This is a genomic window from Microbacterium sp. BH-3-3-3 (assembly GCF_007679045.1).
Taxonomy (GTDB): domain Bacteria; phylum Actinomycetota; class Actinomycetes; order Actinomycetales; family Microbacteriaceae; genus Microbacterium; species Microbacterium algihabitans.
Genome location: NZ_VEFS01000001.1, coordinates 1,468,432 through 1,485,007 on the forward strand (window position 1 = coordinate 1,468,432; position 16,576 = coordinate 1,485,007).

A 16,576-nucleotide genomic window follows, 5' to 3' on the forward strand; every position below is an offset into this window, starting at 1 on the left:
TACGCGGGGGTCAACGCTTCGGCCAGCTTCGCCGAACCTCCTCCCACGGCATCCGCCCCCGCACAAGGGCCACGCCCGAAAGCGCCCCGCGCCGCCCCGGCACGTAGATTCGATCCATCCCGCAACCGCGGGGCGCGAAGCGAGCCACCGGGGGTAGGCCGACACCATGGCGAAGAAGAAGGCCGACACACCCGACCTCGACGACAAGGCGTTCATCGAGGCGAGCTCCGCGGCCAAGTCGCGGTACGGGCGGTTCAACCTCGCGATCGTCGGAGCGTCGGGCGTGGGCAAGTCGTCGCTGGTCAACGCCGTGTTCGGGCGCGACTGGGCGAAGGTCGGGCGGGGTCTTCCGGTCACTCGCGGCGTGCACTTCTACAGCGACGACTCGCTCGGCATCTGGGACGTCGAAGGGTTCGAGATCGGCTCGCCGGTCCCGCCCGACCAGCAGCTGCGCAACCACCTCGACGCCATCGCCGCTCACCCCGGCGACCACCAGATCTCGGTCGTCTGGTACTGCGTGCGGGCCGCCGACGACAGGCTGACCCCGGCCGACATCGCGATGATCCGCGAGCTCGATGCGCGGGGCCTTCCGGTCATTCTGGTGCTGACGAAGGTCGACTGGATCAAGAACCCGATCACCGGTCACCAGGGCGTCGCGAAGGACCTCGAGGCGTTCGTCGACTGGCTCAACGACCCGGTCGATCCGAACACCGGCGAGCGGCTGCGCATCCCCTACCGGCAGGTCATCCTCACCTCCACCCGCGACAAGAACGGGAAGGGAAAGGGGCACGGCCTCGGTGACCTTGTCACGGAGACGCTCGAACTCGCGCCCGAACGCGATAAGGACGCCTTTCGCATCGCACAGCGGCTCAACCTCCCGTGGAAGAGGGAGATGGCGCGGCCGATCATCGCCGCGGCGGCCGCAGCGGCCGCGGGAGCGGCGACGGTTCCGCTTCCCGTCTCTGATGCGCTCACTCTGGCGCCGATTCAGCTCACGATGATGGGCCGCATCGCCGCGATCTACGACCTCGAGGTCAAGACGATGCTCTCGGCGGGAGCGCTCGCGCAGTTCGGCGTGCAGGTGGCGGGCCGTGCGCTGGCGACGAGCTTCCTCAAGCTCATCCCCGGCGCGGGGATCGTCGTGAACGCCGCGGTCGCCGGTGCCCTGACGGCGGCGACGGGCGAGAGCTGGCTCAAGATCTGCGAACTGCTGCACACCGGCAAGATCGACGTGCGAAAGCTCGACCAGGAGTGGGCCAAGTACGCCCCCAACTTCATGGACGTCGCGAAGAAGCTTCTCGAGCGCCGCGTCACGAAGCGCTGAGCCACACCCGCTGCGGCGTCCAGTCGGCGGTCCACGCGATGAGGTCGGCGCGCATGCCGGGCTCGAGGAGCCCGCGGGTCGCCTCGCCCAACGCCGCGGCCGGAACCGCCGTCGCCGCGCCCACGGCATCCGAGGCGCTGAGCCCCAGGTCGACGATGGCCGTGCGGACCGCGCGATCGAGCGTGAGGGTGGAGCCGGCGATCGTGACGCCGTCGTCGAGCAGCGCGCGGCCCTCGGCCACCCGGACGTCGAGGTCTCCCAGGCGGTAGTCGCCATCGACGTGGGCGGCGGCGGCCATGGCATCCGTGATCAAGGCCACCCGCTGCGGCGCCGCGGTCAGCAGCATGTGGGCGACCGCGGGATGCACGTGCACCCCGTCGAGGATCAGCTCGAGCGTGACGCGCTCGTCGGCAAGCGCCGCGGGCACGGGCCCGGGCAGGCGGTGTCCGATCGCGGGCATGGCGTTGAGGGCGTGCGTGAGCAGGGTCGCCCCGCGGGCGATCGCGTCGCGCGTGAGGGCGTAGTCGGCCTCGGTGTGCCCGAGGGCGACGCGGATGCCGCGCTCCGCGAAGAGCGGGATCGCGTCGAGCGCCCCGGGCAATTCGGGTGCGAGCGTGACCTGGCGGATCAGGCCGGGTTCGGCGGAGAGCACGAGGTCGACGAAGCGCTCGTCGGGCAGGGCGAGGGCGGCGGGATCGTGCGCGCCGCGCCGCGCGGGCGAGAGGCAGGGGCCCTCGAGGTGAGCGCCGAGGATGCCGGGGTCGGCACGACGCGCGACCTCGACCCCGTCGAGCTGACGCCGCAGGACCTCGAGGGGGGACGAGACGAGGCTCACGAGCGTGGCCGTGGTGCCGTGGCGACGGTGAGCGGCGACGCCGGCCGCGATGGCATCCGCCCCGTCGTCGAAGGCGTGCCCGCCGCCGCCGTGCACGTGCAGGTCGATCAGGCCGGGGGTGAGCGTCGTCCCGTCGAGGTCGATGTGCTCGTCGGCCTGCGGGGCCGGCCCCGAGCCCACCGCGGCGATCAGCCCGTCGCGCATCTGCACCCACGCACCCGGCAGGTCGCGCCGGGCGTCGACCACCCGGGCGCCGGTGAGCAGCAGGTCGGTGGTCATGCCGTCGCGATCTCGCGGTGATCCCAGGCGAAGCGGTAGTAGTCGCGGTGCTCGAGCCGGGCGGCTGCGGCCTCGTCGACGATGACCACGGCCCGGCGGTGCAGCTGAATGGCGGATGCCGGGCACGACGAGGTCAGCGGACCCTCGACCGCCGCGGCGACGGCGGGGGCCTTCGTCTCGCCGAACGCGAGCAGCACGAGCACCCGCGCGTCGAGGATCGTGCCGATGCCCTGCGTGAGGCAGTGCGTGGGAACGTCGTCGATGCGCGGGAAGAACCGCGCGTTGTCGGCCCGGGTCGCGGGTGTGAGCGCCTTGAGACGCGTGCGCGAGGCGAGCGAGGAGCCCGGCTCGTTGAAGCCGATGTGCCCGGTGCGGCCGATGCCGAGGATCTGCAGGTCGATTCCGCCGGCGTCGGCGATCGCGGCCTCGTAGCGCTCGCCGGCTTCGGCCAGCGGACCCTCGTCGTCGCCGGGCACGCGCACGCGCTCGGGGGCGAGACCGAGGGGCGCGACGATGTCGCGATCGACCACGGCGCGATAGCTCTCGGGGTGTCCGGCGGGCAGGCCCACGTACTCGTCGAGGGCGAAGCCGCGCACCGCCGACAGGTCGAGCGAGCGCTCGGCCAGCGCCGACCAGACCGGCAGCGGGGTCGAGCCGGTCGCGAGGCCCAGCGTCGGCTCGTCGCGCTTCGCCAGCGCGGCGACGATGAGGTCGGCGGCGATTCGGCCGGCCTCGGCCTGCGTCTTCACGATCGCGATCTCGGTCATGCACGGGCCTCCTCTGCGGTCGGGGCGGTTCCGGATGCCGCGGGCTCAGCCAGGATGACAGGCGCGACCCACGAACGGGTGACCTCGGCGCGCTGCGCGGCATCGAACGCGAGCATGGCGGCCCCGATGCGACCGGCGTGGGTGCCGAGGGCGGCGGTCTCGAGACGCGGGACCGGACGCCACACGAGGGCGGCCGCGAGGCGCTCGCGCAGGGGCTCGACGAACGCGGCCCCGGCCTGCGCGACGCCCCCACCGAGCACGATCACCTCGGGATCGACGAGCAGCGTGAGGGTCGCCAAGCCCGTCGCGAGGGCGTCCAGGCCCTCGGCCCACACGCGCGCGGCGATCGGGTCGGTGTCGATGCGGGCGATGATGGCCGCGGCATCCGGAGTCTCGACGAGCATCTCGTCGCCCACCTCGGCGCTCGCTGCGGCGTAGCGCCGGGCGAGGCCGGCTCCCGAGAAGTAGACCTCGAGGCATCCGCGCTGGCCGCACGTGCAGAGCTCGCCGCCGGGGACGACCGGGATGTGGCCCAATTCGCCCGCCCCCGCGATGGCTCCCTCGAGGGCGCGGCCGTCGGAGGTGATCGCGGCAGCGACCCCCGTGCCGATCGCGGCGAACACGACGTCGCGCGAGCCGGCGGCGGCGCCGAACGCCGACTCGGCCGCTCCCGCCGCGCGCACGTCGTGGTCGACGGCGACGGGGATGCCGACCGCGTCGGACAGGATCCGCGCGAGGGGAACGTCTTTCCAGCCGAGGCTCGAGGCGTAGTGGACGGTGCCGGTGGCGGTGTCGATGAGGCCGGGGCTCACGACGCCCGCCCCCACGACCGCGCGGCCCTCGGCCGAAGCCGCGGCGACGAGATCGCGCAGCAGGTCGGCGATGCGCGAGACGGTCTCGGCGCCCGAGCCGGTCGCGACGGACGAGCTGTGCAGCACCCGCCCGTCGGCGTCGACCAGCGCGCCCTTGGCCGAGGTGCCGCCGATGTCGACGGCGATCGCGGCGGGGAGCGTCGCGCGCGAGCGGTCGGCCACGGCGCGGACGGTGTCGCGGATCAGCGACTCGTCGGTCTCGAGGAATCCGCGGTCGGTCGCGACCTGCGCGCGCAGGTGCACCTCGCGGGCGCCCGTGCTGTCGAGCAGCGCCGCGACGTTGTGGGCCCGGACCGAGCCGCCGGCGAGCACCGTCGGCATCCGCGACCCCTCCGACCGGGCGCGCAGGGCCGTCAGCACGTCGGCGCCCTCGCGCGCGGTCGCCGCCCCACCCGAGGTCAGCACGCGCACGACGCCGTGGTGGGCGAGCGTCTCGTACGCCTCGAACAGGTCGGCGGTGTCGTCGAAGGCCTTGTGGAAGGTGATCGGCACGTCGCCGGCGGCCGCGCGGATCGCATCGAGCGCCTGCTCGTCGATGCGACGGTCGGCGGTGAGGGCGCCGAACACGATGCCCACCGGCACGCTGCTCTCGCGGGCGAGGGCCGCGATGGCGGCGGCATCGGCAGCCATCACGCGCAGCTCGTCGGCCGAGTAGACGAAGTCGCCGCCGCGCGAGCGCACCATGATCTGCACGCCCACGCGCTGCACCGAGGCGAGCACCGCCTGGATCATTCCCAGGCTGGGCGTCGTTCCGCCCTCGAGCAGATCGGCGCAGAGTTCGACGCGATCGGCCCCCGCCCGCTCGGCGGCGAGGACTCCGGCGAGGTCGTCGACGCAGATCTCGACAAGGGCGCGGGCCCCGGCCGGGGTGTTCTCGATGACGGATGCCGACTCGGCGGCCATGATCACGGTGCGGCGCTCGCGGCGGGGGCGTCGAGCCACGCGCGCACGTCGCCGCCCACCTGGATCGAGCCGACCGGGACACCGCCGCCGAGGATCGGCAGGTCGACCAGGTCGCCCGCGTTCGAGATGTCGGCGCCGAGCGCCTCGAGCACCGTGAGGGCGACGAGGGTGGTGGCGCGCGGGTTGCCGTCGAGGATCTTCATCGACACGGCCGCCCCGTCGGCGGTCGCCATGCCGATGACGCCCTCGGCGCCGCCCTTCGACAGCAGACCCGGAACCCGCAGCATCGCGTCGGTGTTGGCGTGATGATCGCCACCGACGAAGCGGGGGTGGGCGCGCATGGCATCCGCCACCTTCCGCTCCGGCGTGCCGGGCTCGGCCGTGACGAGGGCGCGGAAGATCCGGGCGATCCCGAGCGGCGAGACGCTGAACAGGGGAGCGCCGCAGCCGTCGACCGCGTCGTGCGCGACCGGCTCGCCCGACAGGCGCTCGAGCGTCGCGCGCACCAGCTGCTGCAGGGGGTGGGCGGGGTCGAGGTAGGTCGCGGTGTCCCACCCGTTGACCGCGCAGGCCAGCAGCATCGCGGCGTGCTTGCCCGAGCAGTTCATGCGCACGCGGGAGCGCTGCTCGCCGTCGCGGATCAGACGCTCGCGCGTCGGCTCGTCTTCGGGCCAGTCGACGGGGCAGCCGAGGGCCGCGTCGTCGAGACCCGCGCGGGTGAGCATCTCGCGCACGACCTCGACGTGCACGTCTTCGCCGGTGTGGCTGCCCGCGGCGATCGCGAGCTCGGCGCCGTCGATGTCGGCCCCGGCGACCAGGCAGGCGAGGGCCTGCACCGGCTTGACCGTGGAGCGCGGCAGGATCTGCTCGCCGCTGCCGGTCTGCCACGCGACGGAGCCGTCGGCGGCCAGGGCCGCGATCGAGCCGAGGTGGCGGCTCTCGACGACACCCGAGCGGATGACGACGGCCAGGTCGGCCAGCGGGGAGGGAACGGGGGGAAGGGAGGTCATGGGTGGTTCTTTCGATGCCGTGGGGAGGGCGGAATCAGCGGTCGACGGGAGCGTTCGGCGTGGTGAGCCCCGCGGGGGCGACCTTGGCGGGAGCCGCGAGACTGCGGCGACCGGGGCGCTTCTGCAGGCGGGCCGCGAGACCCGACAAGCTGCCGTTGAGGGCCAGGAAGATCGCGGTGACGACCACGAACGTCTGGATGAGCAGGCCGTTGAAGGTCGACAGCACCTGGCCGCGGTAGAGCAGCTCGGTGAAGGCGACGATGTAGCCGAGCGAAGTGTCCTTCAACAGGCTCACCAGCTGCACGACCAGCGAGGGGGCGACGAAACGCAGCGCCTGCGGCAGCACGACCTTGCGATCGACCTGCCAGCGGGTCATGCCGAGGCTGAGACCGGCCTCGGCCTGGCCGCGGGGGAGGGCGAGCACCCCGGCGCGGATGATCTCGGCGAACGCGGCCGAGTTGGCCAGGGTCAGCGGGATGACGAGCTTCCACAGCACCGGGAAGTTGAGCCCGAGCTGAGGCAGGCCGAAGAGCATGAGGTAGATCAGCAGCAGCACGGGGACCGTGCGGGCGATCTCGATGTAGGCGGTGCAGAACCAGCTGACCCAGCCGACGCGGCTGAGGCGGCCGAGCGCGAGCAGCAGACCCAGCACGAAGCCGAGCACCGCCGTCAGGGCCGCGGCCTGCAGCGTGCCGAGCAGGCCGACGCCGAGGTACTCCCAGATCGCGATGTCGAGGAAGGGCGCCCAGCGGTCGCCGTCGAGCTGGCCCTTCGAGGCGAACTGCATCAGCGCGAGCACGATCAGGCCCACGATGACGACGGCGCTGACGATCGACCAGAGCAGGATGCGGCGCCGGGCGCGGGGCCCGGGCTCGTCGTAGAGCGAGAGGGTGGCGGTCATCGGCGGATCCTCAACTTCTTCTCGAGACGGCCGGCGGAGAGCCCGATCGCGAGGGCGAGCACCATGTAGATCAGACCCGCCGCGGTGAAGATCAGGATGGGTTGGGCCTGCACGAGATTGAGCTTGTTCGCGGCGCTCGTCAGCTCGACCACGCCGACGGCCGCGGCGAGGGCGGTGTTCATGGTGAGGGCGATCATGACGTTGCCGATCGGCTGGATCGCCGCGCGGAGCGACTGGGGGATCACGAGCACGCGCAGGGTCTGACCCAGCGAGAAGCCCAGCGCGCGGCTGGCCTCGATCTCGCCCCGGCTCACGGTGTTCACCCCGCTGCGCACGGCCTCGGCGACGTACGCCGCTTCGTACAGCGTGAGCACGATGATCGCCGTCGGCGTCAGGGGCAGCAAGAACCCGGCATCCGGCAACGCGAACACGGCGAGCACGAGCAGCACCAGCAGCGGGACGTTGACGAAGAACTGCACGTAGGCGAACGCCGCCCAGCGCAGCACCGGCACGGGGCTGATGCGCGCCGCGGTGACGAGCGTGCCGAGCACGATCGACCCGACACCCGCCGACACGGCGAGCAGGATCGTCGTTCCGAGCGCTTGCGCGATCGGCCCGGCGCTGGAGGCGAAGAAGTCCATGGGGTCCTCGGGTCGACGGATGAACGAGAAGGAGACCGGCGCCCGCCATGTGCGGGACGAGCGCCGGTCGGTCAACGGCTCAGGAGCCGGGGACGCTGCCGATCGCGGGGGGAGTCGGAGCGTTCGACTCGACGGCCTCGCCGAGCGTGGCCTCCCAGATCTTGGCCCACGAGCCGTCGTCCTGGATCTTGGTGAGCCAGTCGTTGATGAACGACTTGAACTGCGCGTCGTCCTTCTTCAGGCCGATGCCGTAGGCCTCGGTGGTGAAGGGCTGGCCGACGACCTTGATGCTCTTGTCGTCGATCGCGTGGCTGGCCAGCAGCGTGAAGTCCTGTACGTACGCGTCGCCGCGGCCCTGGGTGAGGGCCTGCAGGGCCTGCGGGTCGGTGGCGAAGCTCACGATGTTCGCGGTCGGCTGCTTCTCGGGCACGGCCGTGACCGCGGGGGTGTTCGCGCCGACGATGACGGTCTTGCCGCCGAGGTCGTCGATGCCGTTGATGTCGGTGTTGTCGCTGCGCACGGCGACGGCCAGACCCGACTCGAGGTAGGGGCCGGCGAAGTCGACCTGCTCGGCGCGCTGCTCGGTGATCGTGTAGGTGTTGAACACGACGTCGACGGTGCCGTTGGCGAGGAGGGCCTCGCGGGTCTCGGAGGCCGGCGGCACGATCTCGACGCTGGGCTTTCCGAGGATGTAGATCGCGAGCATCTTGGCCAGGTCGGCGTCGAAGCCCTCGACGTCGTCGGGGTTGGTCGGGTCCTGCTGCGAGAGCAGCGGAGCGTCGAGAGCCTCGGCGACGATGAGCTTTCCGCGCTCCTTGATCTTCGCCATGGTCGAGTCGGGGATGAGGGCGGCGGCGTCGGCGACGGGCGCGTTGGAGTAGACCTCGTCGAGGCTGCTGGCGTTGGCCGAGGCGCTCGGGTCGGAACCGGGGACGGCTGCGGTGCCGGACGAGCACGCGGCAAGGGATGCGACCGTGGCCGCGGACGCCAAGAGGACGAGGCCTCGGCGAAGGATCGAGCGAGAGGAGATCACGGGTACTGCCTTTCGTTTGCTGGTGCGTGCGGAACGAGCCGCGTCGGGGGTGGGGAGGATGTCAGTGGGCGAGGATCTTCGACAGGAACGCCCGAGCGCGATCGCTCTCGGCGTGGGTGAAGAAGCGCTCGGGGGTGGTGTCTTCGACGATGCGGCCGTCGTCCATGAAGATGACGCGGTCGGCGGCGCGGCGGGCGAAGCCCATCTCGTGCGTGACGACGACCATCGTCATGCCCTCTTCGGCGAGCGAGGTGATCACGTCGAGCACCTCGCTGACCATCTCGGGGTCGAGGGCCGAGGTCGGCTCATCGAACAGCATGAGCTTGGGCTTCATCGCCAGCGCGCGGGCGATCGCGGCGCGCTGCTGCTGACCGCCGCTGAGCTCGCCGGGGAAGCGGTCGGCCTTGTCGGCGATGCCGACGCGCTCGAGCAGGGCGAGACCCTCGTCGCGAGCCTTCTTCTGCGACACCTTCGACACGATGCGCGGGGCGAGGGCGACGTTGTCGAGCACGGTGCGGTGCGCGAAGAGGTTGAACGACTGGAACACCATTCCCACCTCGGCGCGGAGGTTCGCGAGGGCCCGACCCTCGCTCGGCAGCGGGACGCCGTCGATGGTGATGGTGCCCGAGGTGGTGGTCTCGAGGCGGTTGAGGCAGCGGCACAGCGTGGACTTGCCCGAGCCCGAGGGGCCGACGATGACGACGACCTCGCCGCGGGCGATGTCGAGGTCGATGTCTTTGAGCACGTGGTGGTCGCCGAAGTGCTTCTGCACCTCGCGGACCGCGACGAGGGGCGCGGAGACGGGGGCTGCGGGGGACGCGGGCGTCGACACGGGCGTGGATCCTTCCCGCGGACTCGCCGCGATGTCGGTACAGCCGACGCGGGGAGGTGATTTCCGCGTCGTTGGTGAAATCAAACTAACGAGGCCATGTTACAGAGATAATTCGACACAGATACTCCAACTTTGGACTAAGGTGGGGGTGTGCAGCCTCATCCCGTCGCCCTGCCGTCGTTCAGCCCGCAGACCCTCGCGGTGCTGACCCCCCTGCGCACGGGAGCGGCCCGCTCGCGCGCCGAGCTCGCCGCGCACACCGGCCTCTCGCCCTCGACCGTGACCGCGCGCATCGACCCGCTCATCGCCGCGGGCGTCGTCGTCGAAGACGGCTCCGACGACTCGAGGGGCGGCCGTCGCCCCCGCCGCCTGGCCGTTCGCGGCGGACTCGGCACGGTCGGCAGCATCGACCTCGGCGTCGAGCGCAGCACGATCGGCCTCGTCGACTACGCCGGTACCGCTCTCGCGCACCGCCACCTCGTCCTGGATCTGGCGGAGGGTCCGGATGCCGTGCTCCGCCGCGTCGCCGACGAACTCGCCGCGCTGGTGCAGGCGAAGGGCACGCCCCCGCTGACGGGCGCCGCGATCGCCCTGCCCGGCCCGGTGTCGGCCGAGACCGGCCGACTCGTCGCCCCCTCGCGCATGCCCGGGTGGCACGACGCCGACGTCGCGGCGCTTCTCGCCGCCACCCTCGGTGTTCCCGCGATCGCCGGCAACGACGCCAACTGCATGGCCGTCGGCGAGCTCGTCGGGGGAGACCCCGACGCCCGCAACCAGGTCTTCATCAAGGCGGGCACGGGCATCGGTTCGGGCGTGATCGCCGACGGACAGCTCTACACCGGCCGCAGCGGCGCCGCCGGCGACATCAGCCACGTCACCGTGCCGGGGGCCGCCCCCGTGCCGTGCTCGTGCGGTCGCGTCGGCTGCCTCGACGCCGTCGCCAGCGGCTCGGCCCTCACCCGCGCCGCGCAGGACGCGGGGCGCGACGTGTCGGACGTCGAGACCGTGATCGACCTCGCCCGCACCGGCGACGCGCTCGCCACGGGCCTGCTGCGCGAGGCCGGGAGCATGACCGGCGGCGTTCTCGCCACGATCGTCAACTTCTTCACCCCCGACCGGCTCGTGGTCGGCGGCTCGCTCAGTGCGTCCGACGTGTTCATCGCCGCGATCAAGTCGAAGCTGTGGGCCGACTGCCTGCCCATGGCCACCGAGAACCTCGAGGTCGCCGTTCCCCGCCACCCGCGCGTCGGCGGCATCCTCGGCGCCTCGCGCCTGTTCCTCGACGCCGCGTTCGGCGCGGAGCCGGCGCGCACGGCGCTGCGGCTCGCGTCGCACTGACCGACGGGGCCGTTCCCCGGTCCCTGAGCCTGCTCCAGGTCCCTGAGCCTGCCTCAGGTCCCTGAGCCTGCCCCAGGTCCCTGAGCCTGTCGAAGGGACCGGGACCCTCGCAGGGTCCGGTGGCTTCGACGAGCTCAGCCGCCCCCGCACGCGCGCGATCGCCGCGCCGGCGGCATCCGCCCCCTCAGCCTCGACGGGTTGCCGCGGCCTGACCGATCAAGAACACCGCAAGGGCGGCAGCGGCGATCGAGAAGGCGAGAGCCGCCGCGCTCATCAGCTCGGTGTCACCGGTCGCCGACGTGGTCGACGCCCCCACGATCAGCGTGACCACGATTCCGACGGCCGCGACGACGAGGGCCCCGAGCCGCCCCGCTCGCGCGCCCCGGGCCGCGACGAGCCCCAGGATCGCGAGGACGACGAGCGTCGCGCCCGCGACGAGGAACACCGCCGTCGAGGCCCCGAGCACCAGGAAACCGATACCCAGGAGCGCCACGATTGGCATGACGATGTACGCGAACACGCGCGCCCGGCCGGAGCGGTCGACGGGCGCGGCCCCGGCTGCCGACACGCTCAGCCCGTGACGATCTCGGGCCACGTCTGCACTCCCGAGAACGACTTCTGCATGGTGTCGCGCGCGCTCGCCGTCTGGGCGTACAGGTTCACGGTGGCCGCCCCGATGGCGACGAGTCCCGTCACGATCGCACCGATCGCGGTGGGGGGAACGGCCGGCAGACCCAGGATCGAGATGGCCTCGCCGGTGGCGAGAGCGACACCGGCGATGGCGGCGATGATCGCGAAGCCCACGGCTCCCCAGAAGATCGCGATGGCGTTGCGCATCGTCACCAACGCCGCGGCGATGTTGCTCGCGTAGTCGGTGTCGATCGACTTCATGGCGTCGCGCTGCGACGGCATCGACTGTCGATACTGGTCGGCACCCGAGCCCGCCCAGGTGTCGTCGACCCGCAGGTCGCTGTCGTCGATCTCGCGCGTCTGGTTCATCATCACGCCGCCCACTTCGCGCCAGCCACCCGCGGCCCCGTCGAGCATGAACGGGTTGCCGACGTACGAGAGCTTGTCGGTGAACCAGTTCCAGAACTCCTGCATCTTCTCCAGGAATTGATTCCACAGCGTCTGCACGCGGTCCACCACCCACGAGAACACCTCGGGTACGTGCGAGAGCACGCGGTTCACCGCGTCGGTGAGGCGCTGCACTCCGTCTTCCATGCGACGGAGCAGGTCGTTGATCTGCTGGCTGATGTCGGCAGCGGCATCCATCGTTCTCCCCTTACTTCTCTTCCCAGATGCCCGCGAGATCGCTCTGGGTCTGGGTCTCGTTCGTCTCGAAGTCGTTCTTGATGGCGCGCAGCGCGTTCGCCGTACCGGTGGCCTGCGTCTCGGCATCCGCCAGCAGTGTCAGCACCTTCGCGTGCGCCTCGAGGTACACGTCACCCGCGTCGAGGCCCGCGAACGAGAACGCGCCGCGGTAGATGTCGATGCCGGCCACCTTGGTGTGGGCGCCGTTGATGCTCGTGGCGATGGAGTCCCACCGGGTCGCATCCGACCCGAGCGCCTCGTAGGCGACGTTGATCTGGTCATTCATGACGGTCACGCTCCTCGCGGATCGGTGATGAAGGGGTCGTCGTGGCCCGCCAGGTAACGGCCGAGCGCCGACGGGTCGTCGAGCATGCGTCCGATGCCCGCCAGCGGCGTGCCCTGGAAGGGGTTGGTCGGCAGCAGTGAGGTGGCCTGCGCGGAGGCGGCGGAGATGGCCTCGTTGACCTCGCGCGAGATCTCGCTCGGCCCGGCGTACTCGAGCCACCGCTCGTCGAGCGTGAGGTCCACCAGCGTGCGCCCGCGCATGGTCGCGCGCACGTGCTCGGGGACGCTGGTGCCGGAGTGCGGGGCCGAGCTGCGCGCGGCGATGGTCTGCACGGTCTCGTCGATTCCGCCGACCATCGTGTCGAGCATCGCCGTCAAGCGGTTGAGCATCGCTGTGCCGTCGAGGTCGTCGCCCGCGCGCTCGAGCTCGATCTGCGCCTGGCCGACCGGGGTGTCCCCCAGCGGCGGGGTGGGGCGGTTGCGCGGAGTGGCCTGCTCGGCGGCGTCGGCGAACTGCTCGAGCCGGCGGGTCGCGAGAGTGGTCAGCACCTGCATAATCGCGGGGCCGAGCGCGTTCGGCTCGTAGGAGCGTCGCCAGCCGTCGGTCACGGTGATCGTCGGCGTGTCGGCGACGACCTCGACCTCGATGCTCCCCGAATCATCGCCGGCCGACTGCGCGGTCGCCGCGGCGGCTCCGGCTTCGAAGCGTTGTGCGTCGGCGTCGATGCCGTCGCGGAGTTCGTACAGGCGTTCCGTGTCGTCCGTCATTGCGCTTCTTCCGGGGGAAAAGAGTGGGGCGAGTACCGCGCCCCCGACCTTAAAGGCCCGACCGGAGGCGGATCAACCCCTGGCAGGCGGCCCCGATCGTCCCCGCTCGTGAAACGCTGGATGCAAAGGGGGCCCACAATGACCGACTCCACGCCTGCCGACCGCCTGCGCGCCGCCCTCGCACTGTCCGACCCGTCGGCCCGGCTGCAGACCGCGCTCGCCGCCGGCACCCGGCCCGACGACAGCTACATCGCCGAGCTCGTCGCCCGCTGCGCCGTGGAGTCGGACTTCTTCGTGCGCGACATGCTCACGTGGGCGCTCACCCGCCATGACCCTGCGCGGGTCGTGGAGGCTCTTCTCCCCGAGGTGACCTCCGAGATCCCGCAGGCGCGGAGCCAGTCGCTGCATACGCTGTCGAAGATCGGCGACCCCGCGGCCTATGCGGCCATCACCCCCGCCGTGCTGCGCGATCGGCACCCCGAGGTGGCGCGGGCGGCCTGGCGCACGGCATCCGGACTCGTTCCCGACGACGCGCACGAGGCCCTCGCCGACGAGCTCTCGACCCAGTTCGGCCGCGGCGACCACGACACCCAGCGCAGCCTGAGCCGCGCGTTCGCGGCAATCGGACCACGGGCCGAGTCGGCGGTCGAGCGCGCCGCGGCCTCGCCCTACGACGTGGTCAGTGCGCACGCGCGGGCGACCGCGATCGTGATGGATGATCCGGATGCCGATTTCGCCGAGGCTGCCGTCCAGGCCCGGCGTCTCGTCGCGCAGCGCGCGCTGCCGGTCGCGGAGTAGGCGCCAGGCGGGACGCGAGCCGGCCCAGGGCAACGCCCCCACCAGCGGCATCGGTGCCCCGTCGACGAATTGTTGCCGCGGCCAACTTACCTCTTGCGCTCTCGACGCGCAGTGGCTTACCGTGATCGTCGAAGCGCTTCCCGGATGCGCTTCGACAACGACGAAGGAGTCGCCATGGCCAAGATCGATGAGGTCGCCCGCGTCGCGGGCGTATCGATCAGCACCGTCTCGTACGCCCTGAGCGGCAAGCGCCCGGTGTCGACGGCGACGCGTCAGCGCATCGAGCTCGCGGTGCGCGAACTGGGCTACAGCCCCAACGCCGGCGCCCGCATGCTCGCCGGAAGCCAGACGAACATCTTCGCCCTGTCGGAGCCGCTGCGCGCCGACAGCCACGCGCCCAGCCACATGGCGTTCATGCACGCGATGACCGTGGCCGCACGTCGCCGCGAGTACGACATGCTGCTGCTCACCGATGAAGACGCCTCGGCCGGCATGAAGCGCGTCGCCGCGAGCGGCCTGGTCGACGCGGTGCTCGTGCTCGACGTGGCCCCCGACGACCCGCGTGTGGCCATCGCCCGCGCGAGCGCGACGCCGACGGTGTTCGTCGGCATCCCCGACGACCACGGCGACCTCGTGTGCGTCGACCTCGACTTCGAGAGCGCGGCGACCCAGGCGGTCGACCGTCTGGTCGACGCCGGCCACGAGCGGATCGGTCTCATCGGCGGCTCGCGGCGGGCGTACGAGAAGTCGAACTTCCCGCCCCGCGTGCGCGACACCGTCGTGACACGGGCGGCCGAGCGGGGAGCGACGGCCACCGCCGTGGCATCCGGCGAGATCGTGACGGACCGCGCCCTCGTGCGCCAGGCGGTGCGCCGGTTCGTCGACGACGGGGTCACCGGCATCGTGCTGCACGCCCCCGAAGAGGTGGCGCAGGTCGTGCTCGTCGAACTCGAGGCCCTCGGCCGGCGCATGCCCGACGACGTCTCGATCGTGTCGGTCGGCAGCAGCTTCGACACCGACTCCCTTCCCACGCCCATCGACTCGATCCCGCTCGTGCCGCAGAGCTCGTGCGAGCGCGCCGTCGACCTGGCGATCGAGCTGGTCGCCGGCCGCCCCGTGGCATCCGGCCTGCACCTCATCTCTCCGACCTATCTGGACCGCGGCTCCGTGGCCGTTCGTCCGCTTCCGTAACCCACACCCACAACCGCATATCGCTCTTTCGCCGCCCACGATCGAAGCGCTTCGACCCTGTTTCGACCGCGCTCCGACCCGGGCGCGACACCGCCACCGCTAGCGGACACCGATGACCCAGCGGACACAGTGAAAGGAGTGCCGACGATGGCACGCACCCCCTCCCACCGACGCGCGACCCGAGCCTTCGCGGCCGTCGGCTCGATCGCCGTCGCCGCCCTCACCCTCGCCGCGTGCAGCGGCGGCGGAGGAGGCGACGCCGGTTCCACCGACGGAGAAGGCAAGACCCTCACCCTCTGGCACTACGAGGGAGACGACAGCGCCATGGCGAAGGCCTGGAACGCCGCCGTGCCGATCTTCGAAGAGAAGACCGGGGCGACGGTGAAGATCGAGGAGAAGTCCTTCGAGCAGATCCAGAAGACCGCCAGCCAGGTGCTCGACACCGACGCCGCCCCCGACCTCATGGAGTTCAACAAGGGCAACGCGACGGCCGGCTTCCTCGCCAGCACCGGCCTGATCGCCGACATCAGCGACGCCGTCACGCAGTACGGGTGGGACGCGAAGCTCGCCCCCTCGCTCCAGACCACGGCGAAGTACTCCTCCGACGGCGTCATGGGCGGCGACACCTGGTACGGCGTGCCGAACTACGGCGAATTCGTCGGCGTCTACTACAACCTCGACGCCTTCAACGCCGCGGGCTTGGAGGTGCCGACCACCTACGACGAGTTCGTGAAGGTGCTCGACGCGTTCGTCGCGAAGGGCGTCACCCCGCTCGCCGAGGCCGGCGCCGAGTACCCGCTCGGCCAGCTCTGGTACCAGCTCGCGCTGAGCAAGGCCGACCGCTCGTGGGTCGACGACTACCAGCTGTACAAGAACCCCGTCGACTGGAACGGCTCCGAGGTCGAGTACGCCTCGAAGACGCTCTCCGACTACGTGTCCAAGGGCTACATCGCCAAGGACGTCTCGTCGGTCAAGGCCGAAGACGCGGGTGTGTCGTTCATCAACGGCACCTCGCCCATCTTCGTCTCGGGCTCGTGGTGGTACGGCCGCTTCGCCGAGGAAGCCGGTTTCGACTGGTCGCTCGCGGCGTTCCCCGGATCGAAGCTGTCGCCGGGCTCGTCGGGCAACCTGTGGGTCGTGCCCGAGCGCTCGAAGAACAAAGACCTCGCGTACGAGTTCATCGACGTCACGATGAGCCCCGAGATCCAGGCCATCATCGGCAACTCCGGCGGAGTGCCGGTCGCGGCCGACACCGCCGACATCACGGATGCCAAGAGCAAGCAGCTCATCGACACCTTCAACGGCGTGCTCGCCGACGACGGGCTGTCGTTCTACCCCGACTGGCCCGCGCCCGGCTTCTACGACGTGCTCGTGCAGGAGCTGCAGGGACTCGTGACCGGCAGCCAGGATGCCGCGACCACCGACGCCAACCTCGGCAAGAAGTACGACGAGGGCACGGCGGACTTCCGCTGACCCCGCGACGGG

At 71.4% G+C, this 16,576-nt stretch carries 17 protein-coding genes; 5 read left to right on the plus strand and 12 right to left on the minus strand.

From position 1 onward, the window contains the following. Positions 1–166 precede the first annotated feature (166 nt). Positions 167–1,324: a GTPase family protein gene (locus tag FS769_RS06855; RefSeq protein ID WP_144831155.1), complete on the plus strand. Its 1,158-nt coding sequence runs from the start codon at positions 167–169 to the stop codon at positions 1,322–1,324. On the opposite strand, the gene nagA is transcribed toward FS769_RS06855, so the two are convergent. The 8 genes from nagA to FS769_RS06895 all read right to left on the minus strand — a co-directional run bounded on the left by nagA (position 1,311) and on the right by FS769_RS06895 (position 9,397). Continuing rightward, complete coding sequence (gene nagA, locus FS769_RS06860; protein ID WP_144831158.1) at positions 1,311–2,438, minus strand: N-acetylglucosamine-6-phosphate deacetylase; 1,128 nt, start codon at positions 2,436–2,438, stop codon at positions 1,311–1,313. The genes FS769_RS06855 and nagA overlap by 14 nt on opposite strands. Next, complete coding sequence (locus FS769_RS06865) at positions 2,435–3,205, minus strand: glucosamine-6-phosphate deaminase (RefSeq protein WP_144831161.1); 771 nt, start codon at positions 3,203–3,205, stop codon at positions 2,435–2,437. Before FS769_RS06865 ends, nagA begins: the two co-directional genes overlap by 4 nt. After that, positions 3,202–5,019, minus strand: a complete 1,818-nt coding sequence (locus FS769_RS06870; protein ID WP_260979712.1) for a copper homeostasis protein CutC — start codon at positions 5,017–5,019, stop codon at positions 3,202–3,204. The genes FS769_RS06865 and FS769_RS06870 overlap by 4 nt, the downstream gene beginning before the upstream one ends. Next, positions 4,983–5,990 carry an asparaginase gene (locus tag FS769_RS06875; protein ID WP_144831165.1) on the minus strand — a complete coding sequence of 336 codons (1,008 nt, stop codon included), beginning with the start codon at positions 5,988–5,990 and terminating at the stop codon, positions 4,983–4,985. Before FS769_RS06875 ends, FS769_RS06870 begins: the two co-directional genes overlap by 37 nt. A 34-nt stretch (positions 5,991–6,024) precedes the next feature. After that, entirely contained in the window at positions 6,025–6,891 is an 867-nt protein-coding gene (locus FS769_RS06880) for an amino acid ABC transporter permease (protein WP_144831168.1), read from the minus strand. Then, the gene (locus FS769_RS06885; protein ID WP_144831171.1) at positions 6,888–7,532 is read right to left on the minus strand and encodes an amino acid ABC transporter permease; all 645 of its coding nucleotides are present in this window, start codon (positions 7,530–7,532) and stop codon (positions 6,888–6,890) included. Before FS769_RS06885 ends, FS769_RS06880 begins: the two co-directional genes overlap by 4 nt. Positions 7,533–7,611: 79 nt before the next feature. Next, on the minus strand, positions 7,612–8,565 hold the full coding sequence (locus tag FS769_RS06890; protein ID WP_230703870.1) for a glutamate ABC transporter substrate-binding protein: 954 nt from the start codon (positions 8,563–8,565) through the stop codon (positions 7,612–7,614). Positions 8,566–8,626: 61 nt separating this feature from the next. Continuing rightward, positions 8,627–9,397: an amino acid ABC transporter ATP-binding protein gene (locus FS769_RS06895; protein WP_144831174.1), complete on the minus strand. Its 771-nt coding sequence runs from the start codon at positions 9,395–9,397 to the stop codon at positions 8,627–8,629. A 150-nt stretch (positions 9,398–9,547) separates the two neighbouring features. Here FS769_RS06895 and FS769_RS06900 point away from each other — a divergent pair, with 150 nt between their 5' ends. After that, positions 9,548–10,735, plus strand: coding sequence for an ROK family transcriptional regulator (locus FS769_RS06900; protein WP_144831177.1), 1,188 nt, complete (start codon positions 9,548–9,550; stop codon positions 10,733–10,735). Between the two features lie 184 nt (positions 10,736–10,919). On the opposite strand, the gene FS769_RS06905 is transcribed toward FS769_RS06900, so the two are convergent. The 4 genes from FS769_RS06905 to FS769_RS06920 are packed head-to-tail and all read right to left on the minus strand — an operon-like array spanning position 10,920 to position 13,102. Then, positions 10,920–11,330: a hypothetical protein gene (locus tag FS769_RS06905; protein ID WP_144831180.1), complete on the minus strand. Its 411-nt coding sequence runs from the start codon at positions 11,328–11,330 to the stop codon at positions 10,920–10,922. Beyond that, the gene (locus tag FS769_RS06910; protein WP_144831183.1) at positions 11,306–12,010 is read right to left on the minus strand and encodes a hypothetical protein; all 705 of its coding nucleotides are present in this window, start codon (positions 12,008–12,010) and stop codon (positions 11,306–11,308) included. The genes FS769_RS06905 and FS769_RS06910 overlap by 25 nt, the downstream gene beginning before the upstream one ends. 10 nt (positions 12,011–12,020) lie before the next feature. Beyond that, positions 12,021–12,335 carry a hypothetical protein gene (locus tag FS769_RS06915; protein WP_144831186.1) on the minus strand — a complete coding sequence of 105 codons (315 nt, stop codon included), beginning with the start codon at positions 12,333–12,335 and terminating at the stop codon, positions 12,021–12,023. Positions 12,336–12,340: 5 nt separating this feature from the next. Next, positions 12,341–13,102, minus strand: coding sequence for a hypothetical protein (locus FS769_RS06920; protein WP_144831189.1), 762 nt, complete (start codon positions 13,100–13,102; stop codon positions 12,341–12,343). Positions 13,103–13,240: 138 nt separating this feature from the next. On the opposite strand from FS769_RS06920, the gene FS769_RS06925 reads away from it, so the two are divergent. The 3 genes from FS769_RS06925 to FS769_RS06935 all read left to right on the plus strand — a co-directional run bounded on the left by FS769_RS06925 (position 13,241) and on the right by FS769_RS06935 (position 16,564). After that, positions 13,241–13,900: a HEAT repeat domain-containing protein gene (locus FS769_RS06925; protein ID WP_144831193.1), complete on the plus strand. Its 660-nt coding sequence runs from the start codon at positions 13,241–13,243 to the stop codon at positions 13,898–13,900. A 174-nt stretch (positions 13,901–14,074) separates the two neighbouring features. Beyond that, entirely contained in the window at positions 14,075–15,091 is a 1,017-nt protein-coding gene (locus FS769_RS06930) for a LacI family DNA-binding transcriptional regulator (RefSeq protein ID WP_144831196.1), read from the plus strand. Between the two features lie 147 nt (positions 15,092–15,238). Further along, positions 15,239–16,564 carry an ABC transporter substrate-binding protein gene (locus FS769_RS06935; RefSeq protein WP_144831198.1) on the plus strand — a complete coding sequence of 442 codons (1,326 nt, stop codon included), beginning with the start codon at positions 15,239–15,241 and terminating at the stop codon, positions 16,562–16,564. Positions 16,565–16,576 lie beyond the last annotated feature (12 nt).

Bases quoted from the DNA above. Each gene is read 5' to 3' on its own strand.
- FS769_RS06855 (WP_144831155.1), top strand. From the start codon at position 167: ATGGCGAAGAAGAAGGCCGACACACCCGACCTCGACGACAAGGCGTTC.
- nagA (WP_144831158.1), bottom strand. From the start codon at position 2,438: ATGACCACCGACCTGCTGCTCACCGGCGCCCGGGTGGTCGACGCCCGG.
- FS769_RS06865 (WP_144831161.1), bottom strand. From the start codon at position 3,205: ATGACCGAGATCGCGATCGTGAAGACGCAGGCCGAGGCCGGCCGAATC.
- FS769_RS06875 (WP_144831165.1), bottom strand. From the start codon at position 5,990: ATGACCTCCCTTCCCCCCGTTCCCTCCCCGCTGGCCGACCTGGCCGTC.
- FS769_RS06880 (WP_144831168.1), bottom strand. From the start codon at position 6,891: ATGACCGCCACCCTCTCGCTCTACGACGAGCCCGGGCCCCGCGCCCGG.
- FS769_RS06885 (WP_144831171.1), bottom strand. From the start codon at position 7,532: ATGGACTTCTTCGCCTCCAGCGCCGGGCCGATCGCGCAAGCGCTCGGA.
- FS769_RS06910 (WP_144831183.1), bottom strand. From the start codon at position 12,010: ATGGATGCCGCTGCCGACATCAGCCAGCAGATCAACGACCTGCTCCGT.
- FS769_RS06915 (WP_144831186.1), bottom strand. From the start codon at position 12,335: ATGAATGACCAGATCAACGTCGCCTACGAGGCGCTCGGGTCGGATGCG.
- FS769_RS06920 (WP_144831189.1), bottom strand. From the start codon at position 13,102: ATGACGGACGACACGGAACGCCTGTACGAACTCCGCGACGGCATCGAC.
- FS769_RS06925 (WP_144831193.1), top strand. From the start codon at position 13,241: ATGACCGACTCCACGCCTGCCGACCGCCTGCGCGCCGCCCTCGCACTG.
- FS769_RS06930 (WP_144831196.1), top strand. From the start codon at position 14,075: ATGGCCAAGATCGATGAGGTCGCCCGCGTCGCGGGCGTATCGATCAGC.
- FS769_RS06935 (WP_144831198.1), top strand. From the start codon at position 15,239: ATGGCACGCACCCCCTCCCACCGACGCGCGACCCGAGCCTTCGCGGCC.